We start from the raw sequence: 20,064 nt of genomic DNA, 5'->3' as shown, positions 1-20,064 counted from the left end.
AACATCGGCGGCCAAAAGATCAGCCACCGTGTTTTCTTTACACTCCAGGCATAAGTGCAACATCGGTGGCCAAAAGACAGCCACCGTGTTTTCTTTACACTCCAGGGCATAAGTGCAACATCGGTGGCCAAAGTACGCCCACCGTGTTTTCTTTACCGCGGAGGACCGGCCGAGCCTCCTCGGTCTAACGACCTGCGGGGTCTCGTCTCGGCCCAACTTCTACAGGCGTCACCGCCTTTCGTTCCAAGCAACGGTACTGAATAGACGACGTCGCTGAACTGGGGTTGCTCAATATTGGCATTCAACTCGATCCGTACACTTTGGAGGCTAATAGCAGTAGATACTCATCTTTCTACGTCTATTGAAACCGATGATGATCGATCTCAAAGTCGATGAACTTTAGGCTTTAACAGTTGGTCTACCATTCGTTTGTGAAGAAATTCTTTAGTTCAACTTATATACATGGAAATTCCCCCGTAAAAACGACTATGTGGGAATTTCCATGGTCATCTCAGCTCTCCTTGCTCAAATCCCCACATAGAAAAGCGAAATCACCACATAAACACGTTAACGATGGGATTTAGTATCAATTAGTGAGGCTAAATTATTAAAATCCCCACATAAACTTACTGTGCACTGGTTGATCATCCGGGGTAGTGGAATAAAAATCTTACCATACAACCATTTATGGTAAGATTCCCCTTAATTTACGAGGAGTATGATTGAAAATCCAACCATAGAAACTAGAAATCTTACCATAGCAAGAACAATGGTAAGATTTCAGCCTAATATGCTACTCAATCTGTGGAAATCTGCCCATAGAGCGTATCCTCCCAAATTGGAACTGCCTCAAAACTTCGACCACGTTCGTTTACGTTAACGAGAAAAAAATCTCATTGATCAATAATAAAAAGGCCGAGACGCTGTTTTTCAATGACCTCGAAATAAGACCGAACAAGCTCCACCAGTCCTCCGGTGCATAGGAAACACGGTGGGCCGTCCTTTGGCCACCGATGTTGCACTTGTAGTCTGGACTGCATAGGAAACATGGTGGGCGTCCTTGGACCGCCGATGTCGCACTTTTACCCCGGACGAGATAGAAAGCACATCGGCAGCTGTTTGACCAACGATGTCCTTCTTATACTCTGGAGTTCACGCCCCCCTTGCTGTGGAGATATACAACAATTCTCTTCTCTTAATGGATCGCATGAAGCTACTTAACGATGACGTTCGTGATCCAGCGCTAAAACGGTCTTCAAAAACACGTTAGCCGCCTTTGCGATATCATCGATCCGGCTCTCTTCCAACGGACTATGACTGATGCCTTTTAAACTAGGCACAAACAACATCCTGACGGGGTAAGAGTAGCCATATGAGCGGCATCATGTCCAGCCATACTCGTGACTTGTGCGGAATTTGTTTCTGATTGCGTAGCGACGTGTTCAATCACATCAATCATCTGCTCGTCCATGTAAACTTCTGCTTGGTCGAGCATGATCTTTTGATCGATGCGAACCCCTCTATCGTTCTCTACCTTCTTTGCTGCAACATGAAGCTTCGAAATAATATTTTGCCGTTCGATGGCATGTTGACCGCGAACTTCCACAACAAGGCGAACGTCTCCAGGCACGATGTTTGCCGCGTTCGGTGTGACGTTAAATACACCCACTGTTGCAACGACTTCTTCGTTAGATTGAGCTTTGCATACCTTTTCCAGTTCGAGTACGAGTGTGGATGCGGCAACTAACGCATCTTTACGGTCTTTCATTAAAGTCGTACCTGCATGGTTGGCCTCTCCTTGCACGTGAAACACTTCCCGGTAAATGCCTGCAATACCTGTTACAATTCCTAGCGGTACATCTTGGTCAAGAAGGCGGCGCCCTTGTTCGATGTGCAACTCTAAAAAATGTGCCAATTCTTTTGAAGAGCGCTTCGTATTATTGAATAGCTCATAGCTGCCTCCGGCTCTCTCAAGTACTTCTGTAAGCACATTTCCCGAAGAATCAACCACACCGTCAATGTCTTGTTGCGTTAGCTTTCCTGAGACAGACCGACTTCCAAACGTTGATAAACCGAATGGATTAGCTTCTTCTCCACTAAAAGAGACGAGTTCAAGCGGGTGATCCGTTTGAATCCCTTGCTCCTCTAGCGTTGCCATCACTTCTAACCCGACAAGCACACCAAGTGCACCATCATACTTCCCGCCGCCTGGAACGGTATCAATATGAGAGCCGAACACAATTGCCGGCGCATCTTCTGTCCGACCCGGTCTTCTTCCCCATATGTTCGCCGCTGGATCAATTTGTACGGCTAAAGATTGATTTTTCATTTGCTGAACAAGCCATTCTCTCGCCTTCACTTCTTCATCGGTAAACGTCGTTCTCGTGATTCCTTCTCCCCGAACAGCGCCAAACTGCCCCAGTTCTTGAATCCAACGAGCCAATCGCTTTGCATTTATCATCGTATTCACTCCAGTACTCAAGGTCTATCATTTTACTTTAACATAGGCTGTTCAACACGAGAGTTCGCAGTTTTGTGTGTACGTAACTGATCGGACTTATAATAATGAAACACTTTCCGTTCAACGAAAAACCAAGACAATAGAGCAAACAGACATGCAAAAGGAAGGGAGATTATAAAGTTCTGACCCGCAGAGATCTGGGGCAGAAAATGTTGCACACTTTGCTGAACTGGATAGCCGAATAGAAAGACTCCGTATGAACAGTTTCCGAGCAAACGAGACCACGGGATCGTAAGCTTCCTCACATATATCGCATACAACGTCAAGTATGAGCCAAAGAAAATGAACAGTTCATGAAACCAAGGATGATTCCAAAACACGAGTAAAACAATAAACGAGCCAAACGCGTACGCATGTCGAATGGGGATGTTCTCTTTGTACACATAAAATAGCATTCCGAGTAAAAATACGCGGTACAAAGAAATATAAGTCTCACCTACGGGTAAAGATAGATGGTGCAAAAAATATGTGAAGGCAAACAGTACGATAAGGACACGCGGCTTCGTCAATTGAAGCAATGACAAAATGACAATGGATGCATAATAGACGAGTTCAAGTTGCAACGTCCACAACGATCCATTCACTACGTTAGGATATGGATTGTTCGTAAATACCCCAGGCAACTCTTGTTGCAAAAAAACGATGGTAACTCCTAACAGATACTCCCAAGTTTTTGTGTCCGTCATGTAGCTCATGATCGATTTTTCTGTCACAATCGGTCCGATGAAGAACAGAGTGACGAACATGAGCACGATCATCCCCGGAAATAGTCGTACACACCTCGCCAGAACAAAATCTTTTACATTCCCCCACCTTTCAAAACTCCCATAGACAAAAAAGCCACTAATAAAGAAAAACAGAATCACGCGTAACAACTCATGAGAATGCTCACCACCCGCGATATGAAAAGCATGGAAATACATCACAAACGCGGCAATGATAAACCGAACCAAATCCAAGTTGTTTTCTTTGCCCATACTAGACATCCGCTCTGCCAATGCGTGATTCAGCCTCATCATTTCTGTTTCCTTTCTTAAGATAATGGTCGTTAAACACGCAATCTCTTTAGCCGCCTTTTCCTCCATTTATGAAAAGCGTTGCCCAATGGTAAAATTGTCGTTTTCCATCAATGAGTGTATATTCTCCCACCTTGGAAAGGGTGTGATAGCCATCTGGATAGGCACTTTCCTTATCTGGTTCAATCGCTCTCACGACTACTTCTTCATAAAGTAAAGGAGTGAGAGCGATAATTTCATTTAGCACTATTCGGCCTCCGTATGTGGTGGAACAATCTTGGGCAGGTCGATACCATTTGCCGTCACTATGAAACGGAGTGCCTGCTCCCCGACTCGAGCAAACGTCCACTTTAACAGGATTCAGCGGATGCTCTCTCCATTCTCCATGCAAATCGTCTGCATAAAACAGATGTAAAGAATCATTATGTTCTTCTGTCCCTTGACGAGCGACGGTGCAAAACAACCACCAACGGTCGTCACATTGAAAGACCGTTGAATCAACAGCTGGAATTCCTTGAAGCAATGTCCTCTCTTGCTGCCATTGCATGTTTTGCGGCTCGTATCGATATAAATTCACCTCTTCATTTTCTGCCGCCTCAGGGATACAATAGTGCACCCCTTCATACTCGAAGAGATAAGGGTACGATAAATGATGCGGGCGAACGAGTTTCCTTTCAGGAGATTGGACAAACTTCTTTTCTTTTATTGAATATGCGCACGTGGAGATAAACCCATTAGGCTCAGCGATCCTCATTTCTTCTAGCAAAATGTTCACATGCCCTCCATCGATCCAGCCAAATGGATCGGCATAATAACTATTCTTCTTACGAGCGAGCCACGTAATATGAAAGTCTTTCGCTTGAATCATGTGCGCGATTGGACGCTCAATAATGCCTACATTCCAATATTCATCACGGAACATCCGATCAAAAAACACTTTTACTTTTCGAGCGCCTACCTTTACGTCCATGAGCCGTTTCTGAAAAAATGTTGGGGTTTCAAAGACTCGCTTTGCGAAAACTTCCAGCGACTTTCTACGTTCCAAACCGTGCTCTACTAACCGTTTTTGCAAATACAGTGCCGGCCAAGCTGCAACCGTTTGAAGAATTCGCCTACGGTTTTGTGCAATAGAATGTTGGATCGTACGAAATTGTCCATCTTGTACGAGTTGATGATCTTGCCATAACGACACGTGAACGGTTGGCTCTTTTCGATATACCTCCCACCAGCCTAGCGTATCGATTGACGCGGGGGTTGCTCCCCATGTGAACGACCATACCCCTAATGGTGCTCCTCCCCAATCTCCCTCAAGTTCGTTCGTTAGTAGCAAAATAAAATCAAATCGATACGCGTGAATCGGTCGATTCAACAAACTTTTATTCCAAATGTGCATTGTCGCTTCAGCTCCGACACGCTCCAATTGTTGAATGCATTGTTTTTCCCACTCTGTAAAGTGAGGTTGTGCTGTGACGACGGCAAAACGAACGACTCGTCTATCGCCTCGACTCATAATTTTTGCCTAGCCCTTCATAAGTATCGACCGTATGCTTTGCATTCTCGATTGCTCGTTCATATTGCTCGTGTGTATGTTCAACCATCTTTTCTACAGTGAAATTGTTTTCGATGAATTTTCGTGCGTGCTCAGCTTGTAACAACCGCATCGTATCGTTATTTCTAAGAGAGAGAATGCGACTTTTAAACACGTTCACATCGTGTGATTCCATTAAATGACCGGTCTTCCCATCAATAATCATCTCTTCAATTCCTCCACGATTTATCGCAACGACATTGGTTCCTGTCGCCATCGCTTCAAGAATCGCCATTGGAAATACTTCACGGTGAGAGGGAACGACGAGCACATCCATAGTTGAGAGGAACTTTGCCGGTTGCTCAACATTTCCTAGACATGTGATGAGTGGTTCAAGACCATGTTCCTGAATGTTGCGATTAATCTCTTCTTTCAACGGCCCGTCACCTGCAATATAAAAATGAATATTCTTCTCGTTACGCATCGCTTTCACTAACTCGAGAAAGAACGCATGGTTTTTTTCTTTAGACAACCGAGCTAGAATACCAATCGAAAAGGAGTACTCATCATTTTTCGCTCCTTTATTGAAAATTTATCTAGATTAACCCCGTTATAAACGATTGAAATCTTTCCAGGTTTAACACCCATCCTCATCAACTTCTTCTGTTCTAACGCACATAAAACGAGCACCCGTCTCGTAGAACGATTTAACAGCCATGCGTAAAGCCTTGGCATCTTCTTTTCAATCATCGTTTCATTATGTTTCGTATAAACAACAGGGCACCTTAATAGAAAGCAGTATACGAGCATTCGCAAACTATTGGCATGTACGAGGTTTATATTTTGTTTGCACAGTTTGTATAATCGGAAGAGGTTGATCATTGGCAAACGGGATAAAGGGGTGAACGACACTTCATGACGAAGTTTTTCAATCATAGGCCCAGGACGAGCTGCGAAATGTACTTGAACGCTTCTGTCTGTTAGTCGATTGGCAAGCACCACACCGTACGTTTCTGCACCACCAATCCGAAGTTCATCGGTTAAAAACAAGACCCGTTTCAATGGATGCACCTCTTTCTATAGACGTTGGTTTTCTGAAACGTTCCAAGTAAATCGCTACAATCGCAAGATACAAGAAGAACATGTCATTTATGATGATGGATAGTGAAATGGTTTGTAAGATAAAGCCGAATAGCGCAAAGGCAAGGTACGGTTTTATTTGATAAAGGCGTGATTGATAAAGTTGATAGATAATAATGAAAAGAAACGATACGTATACGACTAACCCGATTAAGCCTGCGTCCGCTGCAATATCTAAAAACGTATTATGAACAGACAGTGTATCCCCATAATGGAAATCATTGTAAGATGAGAAATTGTACGGGCCTAGACCTAACCAATGATTCATCGTAATAAACTCTACTGCCCTCTCCCATAACATGAAGCGATTACTGCCCCCATCACTAGTGAAATCTACCATTCTCGCATAAAGGATTTCATACAGGTTGATGCTAAGATAAGAGATTGAAATCCAATGTAAAGCGATCGCTCCTAAAAGAAGTGACAACACCATTTTTATTTTCTTTAGACTCTTGTGGGTTACGACAAACACGAGCAATAGTATGACTAGCGCAAGTAATCCTCCCCTTGAAAATGTTAGGACAGACGTAAATACACATAGTAGCAACGCGATCTTTCCTTTTCTCGTTTGCCACATCGTCATATAAAGAGCAAAAAACAGTGTGTTATAAAATACATAAAAATTCGGATCATCGACGACCCCAATCAATCGCGGATATCCACGATCCATCATCACCCCATAAGAGACGAGCCGGTCCATCGGCACGTCCGTTCCGATAACGAGTAAGCCAACGATGTACAATCCGAGACTGATTCCATTAAACAAAAGACCGACGACAAAGAGTGACCACTCAAGTTTTGGTATTGTAGTACTCGTAAGAATCGCTCTCATGAGGAAATAACAGACCAAATACAACCCGATGCCAAATATAATTCGTAAACTAGAAGAGGCATATAAAGCAAAGATTCCAGAAAAACAATAAATAAAATAAAAACCGAGCATGGCCACTTCAAATGGTTGTAGTTTCACAAATACCATTCTAAACAGATAGAAAACGGTGAACATAAACAAGAAGATCATGTATGGTTTTAGTGAGAAACCTATATCAATACCTAAACCTGCAAAAGAAACGAGTAAAATGATCATAAACGCCGGAAGTGTTGGACCACTCGGGTCTACATACTTGTCATCCCTTATGCTTAACGTCACTCGCACCCCTCATTTCTTTCCTACGCAGTCCATTCGTACCGACGATCGTCAGCATTAACTCTCGCAAATCCCGATCCCAAAATACAACCATGCCGATGATTGTCACGGTAATTGCTGCCCCTACACCTCCCGGAAACGAAAGTTGGTGGACGACAACGACTGTGGCTACAAATATGACGACAAAAGGAAGCACAACTTTCTTCGCAATAAACAGACCATTCGCCCGGTACATCCATAAAAAGCCGATGAGACAGATGACCTCAATTGAAACGCCAGCCACCGCAGCACCAATAACCCCGTATCGTTGACTCAAGAAGTAATAAAGGAATACCCCGATGCTAACCGCAATGAATTGCGTGCACGTCCTTGCCGTTTGATGTCCCGATGATGTTAGACCATCTGCTATCGCGATATTCAATGCTTGAAATACGAGCATAAAGGAAAGCACGAGAAGTGCTGGTGCAGCAGCTCCCCACTCATTTCCGAATACGTTTACGAGGATCGGTTCTGAAAAATATACGAATGGAACAGCCATCAGCATGCCGATCACTCCCATTAGCTTCGTCTCAACCACATTTAACTGCAAATGCCGCTTATCGTTACTGTTGGCAAATTCTTTGAATAGTGCTGGATAATAAGCACCCGCGACGATAAATGGCACTTGTTGCAACGCTTGAGGAATTCGGTAAGCAATGGCGAAAAGGCCGACTTCTACCAACGTAATCGAACGTTCCAACACTAACGGACCGAGATGAGGAAGAATGACAAACAACAATCCTCCTGCTGCAAACATCCATAATTGATGAAGCAATTCTTTATGAAATGGAACATACCGCCATTTCAGCCGCGCATGCTTAAGGAAAAGAATCATGCCGAACATCCCCGCGATTACATATGCACACCCGTAAAGCAGTGCCATCACTAGTGGCGAAAAAGATAGTCCCACCCCAACGATCATAAAGAAGACGAGCAGGGATGCCGAAATCATTTTAATGTAGCTTATATACTGCATTTTTTCATAAAGTTGAAAGTACGTTGATGCTATACTTTGTGCTGTCACACCCATAATCATTGGCAACAACAAATAATAAGAAGTTAGGACAATCTCTTGCTCGCTGTAGTACATAAAATGAATAAACAGAAAACCGGCGACAACGGAAATGAGCAGAAATAGCAAACGAAGCTTCACGAACGATACGAACAGCTTCGCATGTTCATTTTGCTTTTTTGCACCTTCTCTTAATACGATATCGCTCAAACCAACGTCAGTGAAAAAACCCGCAATCATGGCAACGGCAAGTACGACACTGAATACGCCGTAATCGTGCGCTTGAAGGTACGATGCCAGCACGACGAGGGCAAGCGCATTTAATAGTGCAGCCGTCGTCGTTCCGTAAAGCAAATGCCAAATATTGATGAGGATACGATTTCTAGTGATGCTCATTGTTCGTAAATCACACCGAGAATCTTTTTATTTCTTCGTTCAATGTGTTGCTTCGCTTCACTTAACTTTCGTTTTCTCGTTTTCATATGTTTGGCATAAAGAATAACTTCATCGCTCTGCTCAAGCATCGTTTGTGCCATTCATTTTGAAAGGGGCCATACGCATCAATAAAGATATATGCATAGAATTCTTTCCATTCTTTTACTAACGATTCGAATGAATGAAGCCCGTGTGCACTCGTTTTGATTTGCAAACGGTCCACACCTCTGTGTAACGTCCGATGAATCTGATGTGATTTTTCCGACATCACGTTCGAGCTTTTCGGCAAATAGCGATCCACAAAACTCGTCTTTGCGTAAACGTTGTAATAGAGCACCTTTGCTTTATTTTTTGCAAGTGTTTTTGCGAGTGTCATCCCTACAAGCGCCTGCTTTTTACTCGATGTAGGACTCGTAAAATAGATGATTTTTGGGTTATTGGTCGTTAAGGCTTGGATGTTTTGATAGATCGCGTTCATTTGCCAATCTCTAATCCACCGTTTCTGACGTCGTTTTGCCACGCACATTCACCTCACTTTTTGCTGCGTAATGCTGGAATTCTTGTTTTGATTTCCCCTTTTTGACGCTCACTTCCCCTAACAAAAGTAATTGAAGTTCACGCTCTAGCTCTTCAGGATGCTGTATAACGCCAACGTATTGATGGCGTAGAAACGTAGTACTAACGCCGAAGAATAGACTAACAATGAAGGCGATTGCGATGTTCATTACTGGATTATCTACCCTTCGAGCATCTACTACCTCAGATGCATTGTTCATAACTTGTAGTTCATTCACCCCAAGTGATTGCTCCATAAATGAAACCGTTGAATCTGCCATCGAACGTGCAATGTTCTTTGCTTCTTCTTGATGATGATAATGAACAACGATATTAATGAGTTGAGAGCGTTCATTATGTTGAATCGCAATCTGCTCATCGAGCTGTTGATATGGAATCGCTAATGTTTCAGATACTTCTGTTTTCACCATCGGGCTTCTTAAGAAGTCCATTGTCGAAGCTAAAAGCATATTATTTTGTTCGGTTTGCGCGTATTCCGTCCCTCTCTCCAAATCGCCTACAAGGATCGCTTCACTTGCCTCGTATGTTGGATCAATAACATAGATCACAACAACGGTTGCAGCGGAGAAAAACAACAGAATTGAAGAAAACAGAAATTTCCACCGTTTTCTGAGCATCAGAAGAATTTCATATATATCCATCCTTTGCATCACTCAACCCGCTCCTTTCTATACAAAATTGATGGAGCGATGCATGGCTTCACTATGCATAATCGTCTCTTTTAAACCTTCTTCAATGGCGTACATTGGTTGCCAACCTAAACGCTCGTACGCTCGATCTGAATTTAATGAGCTGCGAAGTATATCTCCCTGACGTGCTTCTTTGAATACGGGGATCATACTCGAACAGCCAAAATGACGAATCGTTTCCATGAGAGAAAGAATGGACAGTTCTCTTCCACTTCCAATGTTCATCGTTACGTTGTTTCCATTTGTTAGTGCTTCCACATTGGCACGCGCCACATCTTTGACGAAAACAAAGTCGCGTGTTTGTGATCCATCTCCGTAAATGTGCAAAGCTTCCCCGGTTTTCAGCTTATGAATAAACTGTGCCACCACACCTGCTTCTCCGTGTATCGATTGACCAGGGCCATAAACGTTTGCGTATCTGAAAATCGTATAGTTTAACCCGTATTGTTCAGCGAAAAAGCGAATATACGCTTCTGCTTGTAGTTTAGACAACCCATAAAACGATTGCGGATTTGTTGGGTCTGTCTCTTGAACTAAGACGCTATTTCCGCTACCGTAAACAGCTGCAGAAGAAGCAAATATCACTTTCTTCACACCGTAAGTGACACACATTTTTAACACGTTAATCGTTGCTAATATGTTTTGCTTTCCATCTACTAAAGGCTGCTGCATTGATTTTGAGACCGATACTTGTGCAGCGTGATGGATGACGACATCAGGTTGTTCTTCCTTAAATATCATGTGAAGATTTGAACACACATTTTTACGATAGACACGAACTTGTTTATTCTTTGGTTCTGTTAAAATCGCATAGTCGACAATGACGACTTCATGATGATTCTCGACGAGTTGCTCAACGATATGAGAACCGATAAAACCAGCACCACCAGTTATGAGTACTTTCATAGTTTGCCTCCATTAGTTCGTTCAAATTTCGTTCGTTATTAAGAACAGACAACGATGAAAATTACTCTTGCTCTTGAATAAAGTGTTCGGGGCGAATATCGAGTGCTTTCGACAATTTCACCAAACAATCTACGGACGGATTCGTCTGAATGTTTCGTTCAATTGAGCTGATATAGGACTTTGCAATGCCTGACCGTTCGGACAACATCGTAATCGACATTCCCTTCTGTTCTCGTACACGCTTAATACGTTCCCCTACATATTCCATTTCGTCACATCCTGAATCGTCTTTATTCTCCATAGCCATTAATTAATATGAACTTTTTCCTGACACCACAACGAGGACGGTTTTAAGAATGATTCGGACATCCATTCCGAACGTTTGCTTGTCCACGTAAAGATTATCGAATTGAATTTTTTCCCCGTGGGAGATTGAACTTCGCCCATTCACTTGTGCAAAACCAGTAATTCCTGGTTTTACTCGCAGCCTTCTCCGTTGATTTTCGTTGTAAAATTTCGTGATTTCGGGAACTTCAGTCTTGGACCGACGATACTCATTTGCCCGAACAAAACATGAACAAATTGCGGGAGCTCATCCAAACTATACTTGCGAAGAATTCGCCCAACCGGTGTGACCCTGTCTGCCGAAGCGCTTTTAAAAACAAAGTCTTCCGGCACATGACCACTCCATGTATACCTCGGTTTGTTAAGATGATGACGGTTTGTCATCGAGCGAAACTTCCACATTGTATATTCTTGTTCATACTGACCGACACGCTTTTGTCTGAAAAAAATCGGCTTACCGTCCAGAAGCAATATGAGTAAGGCGATCATGACGAGCAATGGGGAGATGGCGAGTAGAATGATAGAACTTAATGCCACATCCATCACTCGTTTTATGAAGCGCTCTATGACTAGCTTGTTTCGTCGAGTGTTTTTGATGACGGCCATTGCTTGCTCTCCTTTTAGAAATAGTGAATGTTTAACTTTCGGTACTTTTTTAACGACTTCATTAGATGGCTCATTGTATAAAACAGAGCAGCCGGTTGCCAAATTCCGATATGACGATACACACGATACGTCATTTGTATCGATCGAACTTTTTTTCCTGATTTTGAATGTCTTGAAATTCTATAAATCAGCAGAGGTTCGTTCACACTGTACGCGACAATTCCCGTGCGTAATATCGTTAACCAAGCAAGGTAGTCTTCGGACAGATCATCACGTTCTAATTGAAGTTTTTCGAAGAATTTACGCTTGATCATGACTGAAGAACAAGAGATGACGTTTTGCTTAAGTAAATTCTGATATCGCACTTCTTTAGGCACCTGAAAAACGGTCGAATACATGTTACTTTGCTCATCCATGTATGTTGCACCTGTAAAAATGAACTCTGCCCCTTTTTGTTCAACAAGCCTCATCTGCGAAGCTATTTTTTCGTGATGCCATGCGTCATCACTATCCAAAAAGGCAATCCATTCACCGGTCGCACAGCTAATCGCCAAATTTCTTGAGAACGATACACCTCTGTTTTGCTCGTTATGACAAATGCGGATTCGATCATCTTGGGCAGCCATATCTTCTACGATTAAAGCTGTATGATCGGTAGAGGCATCGTTCACAATAATGATTTCTAAATGTTGATAGGTTTGGGCGAGCACGGATTCAACTGCCTGCTCAATGTACGTTTCTGCATTATACGCGGGCATCACAACACTAATTAAAGGGGGCAACTCTACCACCTGCCATTCATTTTCTTCAAGAGATATTGCCCATTATATGCACGGGACTTTATTGTATTCTTATCGATTATATGAACACCTCCTCGTACATCACCGCTAGTTCCCTCTTGCTTATCCTTCACTGTACGGCGTTCCCATAACAAAAACTACTAACGAAAGTTAGTAGTTTTTCAGAAAAATTCATTCTATTATTTTTATACGTTTGTCGAAAATTATAGCTCATTTTTTTAGTACTCATACGGTAATCGGAATGTAAAAACACTACCTTGTCCGACTTGACTTTCAACGAGCAATTGCCCGTTATGTTGATCAATAATCTGTTTGCAAATGCTCAGTCCAATACCAAAACCCTCTGATTCTAACGTTCCATTATCAGCTTGATAAAAGCGTTCAAACACAAACGGTAGCTCTTTGTTTGGAATGCCCTCTCCTTCATCACAAATGGACACGATGAGCGTTCCATGTAACGAGTCTACACTTACCTCTACGTTAATCGTAGAACCTGGTGATGAGAATTTCATCGCATTTGTAATCAGGTTCGTGAACACCTGTTCAATCCGGCTAGCATCAGCGATACAATACGCCTGTTCAACGTGATGAAAGAATTGCAGTTGGATCTGCTTTTCTAGCATTTCATCCTCATAACTAATGACGAGTCGGTTCATGAGTGAAATCATTTCCATCTTTTCAAACTGCATAGAAAGCATGCCGTTCTCTAGCCCACTAATATCATGCAAGTCATCTAACAGTCTTTCCAAAAGCAAGGTCTTATCGTAAACAATGGAAATGTAACGATCACTTTCACGTGAAAAAATACCATCTTTTATTCCTTTCACATACCCCCTTATAGAGGTTAGAGGCCCTCCAAGTTCATGGGTCACATTTTCTACTAGCCGTTTTCGCATGTTCTCAAGTTGTGACAGCTCTTCATTCACGCGTAGTAATTCATTCTGCTTATAATCAAGTTCTTGCGTACGTTCTTGCACTTTCTTCTCCATGGAGACATTTAGAGTAGAAAGCTCTGCTGTCAGCTCTTCAATTTTCGTGTACGAACGATGCGTTGCGTGTACGAAATTAATAATTTGCATACTAATGTGAAACAAAACGCCTAGAGAAACAATGCTTCCTATAAAAAAGCGATCTTCATAAGTAACCATTTCATAGATCATTGCCGCATAAAGCATCGCAAAACCTATGGAATTGTACACCGCATTCGGATGTTTTCCCCTAAGAGCACGTAGCAACACAACGAAAGAATAAACAATAAGAAATAATGATGTTACGAGTAATAGATAGTGAAAGTATTGAAATAATTGATACGGACTCATGATAATGAAGAACGCGCACAAGAAAAGCGTCACAATCGCTAACCGGTCTATTAAAACGTTCGTATATTTGGCAAAATCTGAAATGATGTATTGCAATAACCATACATGAGCGAGAATACATAAGCCGTACACAAAGCGATATTCAATGTGCCATGCAAACATATGAAACCAATCCATCTGAAAAATCGCTAAAAACCCTACAATTACGCAAAAAATCGCATAATACATCGCTTGTTTCAACTTCGGAAGAAAAGCAAAAAAAATGAGGTACGAGACCCCTATAATGAGCAATGCACTTAACGGAACGTAAGAGAGGATCAATTGCTGAAGATAATAGGTCGTAATCTCTTCATTATTGCCAAAGCGAATCGTATGAATGAGTCCACCACTGTCGTCTAAATAGCCAGAAATGTTAATGACAATTTCTACGGATGGGCCTTGGGCTTCAAACGGAATCATTCTTTGCGTGTCTCGTTTGTCTACTGGGTACGGTGCGACGAGCGTTTCATTAACCCAAATTTGATAGTGACCGATCCGGTCAGGAAGCACGATCGCAAACAGTCGTTCTGATTCATGTACGTCTAACACTTTTCGGTACGACAGTGGTGCTCCAATGAGAGACGGGTCAGAAATGCTTAAACGATGTGGTACAGAAACATTCTTAATGAACGTATCATCGCTCACATCACTAGGGTGGAGGTCACCTAGGTGTAGCTCCCAATCCCCACTTAATACAAGCAGGTCAGACCCAGTATAAGTAGCAACATCGCTGTGCTCCTCTTCAGCATTTAACGTGTACGGAAATAACATAAAGAACAAACATATAAGACAAGCACTCCTCCATTTCATATGCTTATTCCCCTTGCTCTATATCAATCCTCATGACACAATGCCGATTTCTCGTGCTTTCGTAATGGCCTGGGTTCGACTACGAACATCCAGTTTTTTGTAAATGACGTTGTTATACCCTTTTACCGTCCCTTCTGAAATGTACAATCGTTCAGCAATCTCTTTATTTGTATACCCCCGGTTTAACAACATTAACGTTTCAATTTCTCGATTAGTCAGTGATTCAATGAATGTATTTTCAATAGGAGTCGTCGTGCTCAACAGCTGTTGCCTTCGTATACCTGCATTCACTCTAGCAACGAGAATCTCCGGCTCAAATGGCTTCGTCACATAATCATCTCCACCTAATTCAAGTCCTGTAATCACTTCATCCCTTTCACGACGAGCGGTCAAAAAGATAATAGGGACCGATGAAGTCGCGCGAATTTGCTTACAAATACTAAACCCATCCATATCAGGAAGCATAATATCTAATACGAGTAGGTCCGGATCAAAAAGCTCTACCTTGTCGAATCCATGAAACGCATCATGAGCCACTTGCACTGTATAACCTGCTTGTTTCAAATATTCGGAAATAAGAAACGCTACATCGACATCATCTTCAATTACGAGAACACGACCTCGAATCATCGGTTCATCCCTTCTCTCATCGTTAGTTATCGACAATCGTACTAGTTCAATTATTATATACGTTTTATGAAAGTTTTGGAATATCACTCAAATATTCCATATTATTACAATTATAGCACGCAATCTGTGAGAAAACTTACTTTATATACAGTCTATTGTCATTTTGTGTGAAAATCAAAAAAAAGACAGTATCCGTAGATACTGTAAAGGATGTCTGATCTATTCACTTATTTTCCTAGAACCTCACTCATTCGCTGGATGGCTTTTACTTTTAATAGAAGATCGGTGCGCCATCGTCTTGGGTGCGAGAAATTCATTCGATTGTCCTCTGAAACCACGAGCTGTTCGACTTGTTCCGCCCATTTCTTTACTTGTGCAATGCGCTCAACGAATACATTGTTTACAAACCCCATCATAATAAAGTCTAGCGATTGAGCATGCTTATGAAACGTTGCAAAATCATGAGTAACCCGATCTTCAAGAAGTTCTAGGTCCTGCCCTTGCTCAACAATCAACGTTTTAAGACATTCGTGTTGGTACTCCGCTTTCTCGGCTTTACTCTGAACAGCATTTGAAAGATTATAGATGTAAACTTGTCCACTCGGTGTACGCCCTGCGCGCTTGTACCTTTTCGTATCACTTCGATCACACATTGCATCGTCATATCGGGAAAGTTCTCACCTTCGTAATGGTCATTCAATCCTTCTCCCGCCTGAAATAACTGCCATTCTTCCGTATTTCCGCATTTAAAAGAGCCTGGATTTGTCATTAGAACGATACCAATAACCGCTTTACCTTCCCCGAGCTGTATACGGGTTTGTTTACGAATAAGAAGTACTTCACTATCGTCAATGATACGATACATTTTCGCTCGCACTCGTTCAGGATACATCCTCACGATACGGCCCCCATTCCTTATTATGCACCCTCAACCTTAAGAATTGTGCCCTTACGTAAGGCACAATTTGATAAGAACATTATTCAGCATGAGGATAACTTAACAGGTTTACGAATAAACGATACCCTCCTGGCACTTGCGCTTGCAGTTGTCGGTACCACGAAAGACTCGTGTAGGCGTAAGTTCCATCTCCAAACTCCGCAACGAGCAGACCTCCGTCTAACGCTTCTTCCTCAGGATCTGCCATAGACATGAGCGGTGTAAAACGCTCATCCCATGATGATGGATAATAGAGCCCACGCTCTTGTACCCAACCATCAAAATCTGATGAGCCAATCTGATTTGGCTCAGAAAAAACAGGGTGATTCGGCTCTAATACATCAATATGAGCCGTTTGATCTGTGACACGCCACTCAATGGAAGGACTGCCTGGTTGCACCGAATAAGGCGCAAGTTGTGGGTCCCAATTATCATTGGGATTATGGTACTGCATGACCACATGTCCACCGTTTTCTACATATTGCAGCAAACGGTCATTGTTTGCTAACAAGTCATTACGACTTAGATATGCACGAATTCCAACGACAATCGTGTCGTATTCACTCAATCTCCAGACGTCAACATGGCCTCATCGATTGATTCAACGTTTAATCCCGCTTCCTTCAACCGTTCCGAAACGGTATCAAACCCACTTTCAATGTAACCAATGCGCAACGTTTCATCGACTTCTAAAGAGAAAGCTTCCACGTCCAACTGACCATCCTTTAACCAATACGATTGTTCGATATGGTCGTAGTCAATGGGTTGAACGATGGTTGAATCATCTCCAGCATAAATCCGTACGGACTCTTGAGCGTCAGTAAGGGATTCATGACCTGTTACCGTAAATGTGAGTGTTTTCTTTTCACCAACTTCTTTGAACTGGACATTTTTTGTCGCTTGCTCTACCGTCAAGCCTGCTGTTGGCTCGAGGCGAATGGACGTTTCATAGCCACCTTCATAGTAATTGGTTGCCGTGACTTCAAGCTCAATCTCATCGTTACGGGTTTGTGTATTGAGTATCGTCGCTTCTGGTGACAATTCAAGGCCGACTTTCGGGAGGACAGCAACGGTCTCTTCTGTTGATACTTGATGCTCTACAACATTACCTCTCAACCGATAAGAAAGGTCACCAATGATTGCTGGCTCTCCATATGCATCAAAAAATTCAGCATCCTCACCGATTGCTACGGTAAACGTCGCTTTAGCTTTTTGATTCGCTTTGACATTCCTCGGTACGTCTTGGTCCGTCACTTGCCAACCTTCTGGCAAGTGTAAATCGGCATTCAACTGCACTAACGGTCGAGGGTTTTCGTTATCAATGTCAATCGTCACTTCCACCTGACCGTCTCTTGTTACTTCATAAGCAGAACTCGTGACCGTCACTTCTACTTCACCGCTCTCGTCAACCACACGCTGGAGCTGCGCTTCTTTTACATCCAGACGTTCGAGTAGATCTGTGTCCATGTTTTGACGATCAGCGATATGCTGAGCACTTCTTACTTCACGTAAGGACTGTACTGCTTCCACGTACACACCTTCACGATCTGGGTACGTCGCGACGACCTCATCCAGGGAGGTTTGGAGCCTTGCTAAACGATTTTCCCAAGAACGGTTGTCGAGCGTTTTGCCATACTCTCTTAAATCAAATGCTAATCCCGTAAAAATATCTTCCTCATCTTCTTCACTCACTTGAGACCCTGCCAAATTCAACGATTGGAAGAAATCTTCAATTGGCAAATCGCGTCCCATGCCTTGACTTCGATGCAAAAAGCGTGACTCTTCCCCAAGTTGTGGATACGTTTTTTCATAGATTGGATCATAGATACCAATATTAAAGTTTAACGTTTCGGTCTCTTCCGTGCCCGGCAAATAAAATTTTAACGGTTGCCACGGCAAAAGCCCTTCATCAGCATGCTCAGGGAAGACTGATGCATCAGCGGCGTCCACAAATGCTCGTTCAGTAAGGACCGTCATCGTACGATGATGTCCGTGTTGACTTGGAACATCGAGAAATGATGTGAACAAGATATCTGGGCGTTCTTCACGAATGGTGCGAATGAGCCGCTCATAAACCCGCTCTTCTCCCCATTCATCTAACGTTTCATCAATAGATTTCGAAAAACCGAAGTCATAAATGTCATCATCCAATTGCTCACTTAGAATGCGTAAATCCAAATTTAACACCTCAGATGCTTCCTCTAATTCGAGGGAGCGGATGATGCCAAGTCCGTTGCCTAATTCTGTTCCAATTTCATTCTGCCCGCCTTCGCCACGATTGGCGATAACGCTGCTCGTTCGAACCCCATTTCCAAGTGACATGTACGAAAGCAATGCGCTTCGCTCATCGTCTGGATGAGCCCCTGTGTTCATAAAGCTTACTACGGTCTCTAGCGGTTGCAAGACTTTCCATAAATCAGGATCATGTGCTTGATCATGGCCATGTGTCACCTCCGGAATCGTTGTTGACGTTGCAAGAACTGCGGCAGTTACAACGGTCACTGCAAAAGAGAGCTTCTTCTTCATTTCATCTTCCTTTCCTATTTTATTTCATCCCAGTGAGGACAATGCCTTTAATGATGTGTCTTTGTAAAAGCAAGAATACAAGGATGAGTGGGATCGCGGTAATCGTTGCCCCAGCCATAATAAGCTCCCACCTTGATTCAAATTCACCGGATGCAAAGTAGGCAAGGCCTACTGGGAGAGTAAAGACTTCTTGGGATTGTGCGACAATTAACGGCCATAAAAATGCGTTCCAGTTGCTAAGAAAACTGAAAATAAACAGCGCGGATATCGCCGGCCACACTTGAGGTACGGCAACTTTAAAAAAGATGCCAAGTTCTCCCATCCCATCTACACGGGCCGCATGAAGGAGGTCATCAGGGATCGATTCAAGAAATTGTTTCATAAGAAATACACCAAACCCTGTCATTAGACCAGGAAATAATAACCCCCAATACGAATCTGTCCACCCGAGTTCTGCACTCATCAAATACCACGGGATAATTAACATCTCTGTTGGCACCATGAGCGTACTTAAAATCGCTACGAAGATGAGTGTTTTTCCGATAAACTTAAATTTCGCCAGATATAACCTACGAGTGTATCAAAGAAACAAACACTAATCGTCGTAATAACAGCAATGACAATACTGTTAATCATCCAGCGACCAAACATTGTATCTGTAAAAATGCGTGTATAGTTTTCTAGTGTAGGGTTCTCAGGAATAATACTTAATGAATAAATGTCTGCCGGCGGCTTTAGTGACGTTGACACCATCCATATAAAAGGAAAAAGGACGATGATCGCTCCGGCAGTTAAAAGGAGATACGGCATGAATCTCCAAATCGGATGTTTCTTTTTCATGGCACGAATCCTCCTTTTTAATAGTCAAACTTTCTTGTAAGTACTTTCATTTGGAACAACGTTAGCATGAGAATCGCAATAAAAAGTACGACCGTCGCAGCGGATGCCATCCCCATATTGAATTGGTTAAATGCGAGTCGGTAAATGTAAACAACGACTGTAATTGTCGAGTGAAGCGGACCACCAGCACCGTCTGGGCTCAT

At 42.7% G+C, this 20,064-nt stretch carries 24 protein-coding genes; all 24 read right to left on the bottom strand.

Annotation, left to right across the window (positions count from 1 at the left end; translation table 11 throughout):
* Nucleotides 1-1,217: 1,217 nt before the first annotated feature.
* The 24 genes from JCM19037_RS28400 to JCM19037_RS27085 all read right to left on the bottom strand — a co-directional run bounded on the left by JCM19037_RS28400 (nt 1,218) and on the right by JCM19037_RS27085 (nt 20,064).
* On the bottom strand, nt 1,218-1,340 hold the full coding sequence (locus JCM19037_RS28400; RefSeq protein ID WP_255357877.1) for a hypothetical protein: 123 nt from the start codon (nt 1,338-1,340) through the stop codon (nt 1,218-1,220).
* A complete protein-coding gene (locus tag JCM19037_RS09065; RefSeq protein WP_152549011.1) occupies nt 1,328-2,461 on the bottom strand; it encodes a M20 family metallo-hydrolase in 1,134 nt (377 codons plus the stop codon). The genes JCM19037_RS28400 and JCM19037_RS09065 overlap by 13 nt, the downstream gene beginning before the upstream one ends.
* 32 nt (nt 2,462-2,493) lie before the next feature.
* Complete coding sequence (locus JCM19037_RS09060) at nt 2,494-3,606, bottom strand: acyltransferase (protein ID WP_042400130.1); 1,113 nt, start codon at nt 3,604-3,606, stop codon at nt 2,494-2,496.
* Nucleotides 3,587-5,047: a hypothetical protein gene (locus JCM19037_RS22570; RefSeq protein WP_052363732.1), complete on the bottom strand. Its 1,461-nt coding sequence runs from the start codon at nt 5,045-5,047 to the stop codon at nt 3,587-3,589. Before JCM19037_RS22570 ends, JCM19037_RS09060 begins: the two co-directional genes overlap by 20 nt.
* Nucleotides 5,031-5,597 (bottom strand): glycosyltransferase, encoded by a 567-nt coding sequence (locus JCM19037_RS22565; protein ID WP_052363731.1) that lies wholly within the window; start codon nt 5,595-5,597, stop codon nt 5,031-5,033. The genes JCM19037_RS22570 and JCM19037_RS22565 overlap by 17 nt, the downstream gene beginning before the upstream one ends.
* A gap of 5 nt (nt 5,598-5,602) precedes the next feature.
* Complete coding sequence (locus JCM19037_RS22560; RefSeq protein ID WP_052363730.1) at nt 5,603-6,127, bottom strand: glycosyltransferase; 525 nt, start codon at nt 6,125-6,127, stop codon at nt 5,603-5,605.
* Entirely contained in the window at nt 6,099-7,355 is a 1,257-nt protein-coding gene (locus JCM19037_RS09045; RefSeq protein WP_052363729.1) for an O-antigen ligase, read from the bottom strand. Before JCM19037_RS09045 ends, JCM19037_RS22560 begins: the two co-directional genes overlap by 29 nt.
* On the bottom strand, nt 7,333-8,799 hold the full coding sequence (locus JCM19037_RS09040; RefSeq protein WP_052363728.1) for an oligosaccharide flippase family protein: 1,467 nt from the start codon (nt 8,797-8,799) through the stop codon (nt 7,333-7,335). Before JCM19037_RS09040 ends, JCM19037_RS09045 begins: the two co-directional genes overlap by 23 nt.
* Before the next feature lie 82 nt (nt 8,800-8,881).
* Nucleotides 8,882-9,358, bottom strand: coding sequence for a hypothetical protein (locus tag JCM19037_RS09035; protein WP_042400128.1), 477 nt, complete (start codon nt 9,356-9,358; stop codon nt 8,882-8,884).
* Nucleotides 9,327-10,064, bottom strand: coding sequence for a YveK family protein (locus JCM19037_RS09030; protein WP_238544632.1), 738 nt, complete (start codon nt 10,062-10,064; stop codon nt 9,327-9,329). Before JCM19037_RS09030 ends, JCM19037_RS09035 begins: the two co-directional genes overlap by 32 nt.
* An 18-nt stretch (nt 10,065-10,082) precedes the next feature.
* Nucleotides 10,083-11,009 carry an NAD-dependent epimerase/dehydratase family protein gene (locus JCM19037_RS09025; protein ID WP_042400121.1) on the bottom strand — a complete coding sequence of 309 codons (927 nt, stop codon included), beginning with the start codon at nt 11,007-11,009 and terminating at the stop codon, nt 10,083-10,085.
* Between the two features lie 61 nt (nt 11,010-11,070).
* A complete protein-coding gene (locus JCM19037_RS09020; protein WP_052398723.1) occupies nt 11,071-11,277 on the bottom strand; it encodes a helix-turn-helix domain-containing protein in 207 nt (68 codons plus the stop codon).
* 42 nt (nt 11,278-11,319) lie between these two features.
* Nucleotides 11,320-11,460 carry a hypothetical protein gene (locus tag JCM19037_RS29985; RefSeq protein WP_373900633.1) on the bottom strand — a complete coding sequence of 47 codons (141 nt, stop codon included), beginning with the start codon at nt 11,458-11,460 and terminating at the stop codon, nt 11,320-11,322.
* A 26-nt stretch (nt 11,461-11,486) separates the two neighbouring features.
* Entirely contained in the window at nt 11,487-11,960 is a 474-nt protein-coding gene (locus JCM19037_RS09015) for a sugar transferase (protein WP_052363726.1), read from the bottom strand.
* Between the two features lie 14 nt (nt 11,961-11,974).
* The gene (locus JCM19037_RS09010) at nt 11,975-12,742 is read right to left on the bottom strand and encodes a glycosyltransferase family 2 protein (protein ID WP_152549010.1); all 768 of its coding nucleotides are present in this window, start codon (nt 12,740-12,742) and stop codon (nt 11,975-11,977) included.
* Between the two features lie 236 nt (nt 12,743-12,978).
* The gene (locus JCM19037_RS09005; RefSeq protein WP_081829171.1) at nt 12,979-14,928 is read right to left on the bottom strand and encodes a cell wall metabolism sensor histidine kinase WalK; all 1,950 of its coding nucleotides are present in this window, start codon (nt 14,926-14,928) and stop codon (nt 12,979-12,981) included.
* A gap of 30 nt (nt 14,929-14,958) precedes the next feature.
* The gene (locus tag JCM19037_RS22555; protein ID WP_052363725.1) at nt 14,959-15,558 is read right to left on the bottom strand and encodes a response regulator transcription factor; all 600 of its coding nucleotides are present in this window, start codon (nt 15,556-15,558) and stop codon (nt 14,959-14,961) included.
* Nucleotides 15,559-15,785: 227 nt separating this feature from the next.
* Complete coding sequence (locus JCM19037_RS08995; RefSeq protein WP_042400114.1) at nt 15,786-16,073, bottom strand: hypothetical protein; 288 nt, start codon at nt 16,071-16,073, stop codon at nt 15,786-15,788.
* On the bottom strand, nt 16,070-16,456 hold the full coding sequence (locus JCM19037_RS08990) for a hypothetical protein (protein ID WP_152549009.1): 387 nt from the start codon (nt 16,454-16,456) through the stop codon (nt 16,070-16,072). Before JCM19037_RS08990 ends, JCM19037_RS08995 begins: the two co-directional genes overlap by 4 nt.
* Before the next feature lie 79 nt (nt 16,457-16,535).
* On the bottom strand, nt 16,536-17,063 hold the full coding sequence (locus JCM19037_RS22550) for a hypothetical protein (RefSeq protein WP_052363724.1): 528 nt from the start codon (nt 17,061-17,063) through the stop codon (nt 16,536-16,538).
* The gene (locus JCM19037_RS08985) at nt 17,060-19,021 is read right to left on the bottom strand and encodes a PIG-L family deacetylase (RefSeq protein ID WP_052363723.1); all 1,962 of its coding nucleotides are present in this window, start codon (nt 19,019-19,021) and stop codon (nt 17,060-17,062) included. The genes JCM19037_RS22550 and JCM19037_RS08985 overlap by 4 nt, the downstream gene beginning before the upstream one ends.
* 19 nt (nt 19,022-19,040) lie before the next feature.
* Nucleotides 19,041-19,538 carry a carbohydrate ABC transporter permease gene (locus tag JCM19037_RS27095; protein WP_373900642.1) on the bottom strand — a complete coding sequence of 166 codons (498 nt, stop codon included), beginning with the start codon at nt 19,536-19,538 and terminating at the stop codon, nt 19,041-19,043.
* A gap of 2 nt (nt 19,539-19,540) precedes the next feature.
* Nucleotides 19,541-19,861, bottom strand: coding sequence for a hypothetical protein (locus tag JCM19037_RS27090; RefSeq protein ID WP_238544630.1), 321 nt, complete (start codon nt 19,859-19,861; stop codon nt 19,541-19,543).
* 17 nt (nt 19,862-19,878) lie between these two features.
* Complete coding sequence (locus JCM19037_RS27085) at nt 19,879-20,064, bottom strand: hypothetical protein (protein WP_238544629.1); 186 nt, start codon at nt 20,062-20,064, stop codon at nt 19,879-19,881.

Source organism: Geomicrobium sp. JCM 19037 (genome assembly GCF_000698105.1).
Taxonomy (GTDB): Bacteria; Bacillota; Bacilli; order Bacillales; family Marinococcaceae; genus Geomicrobium_A.
This window is presented reverse-complemented; position numbering and strand designations above follow the sequence as displayed.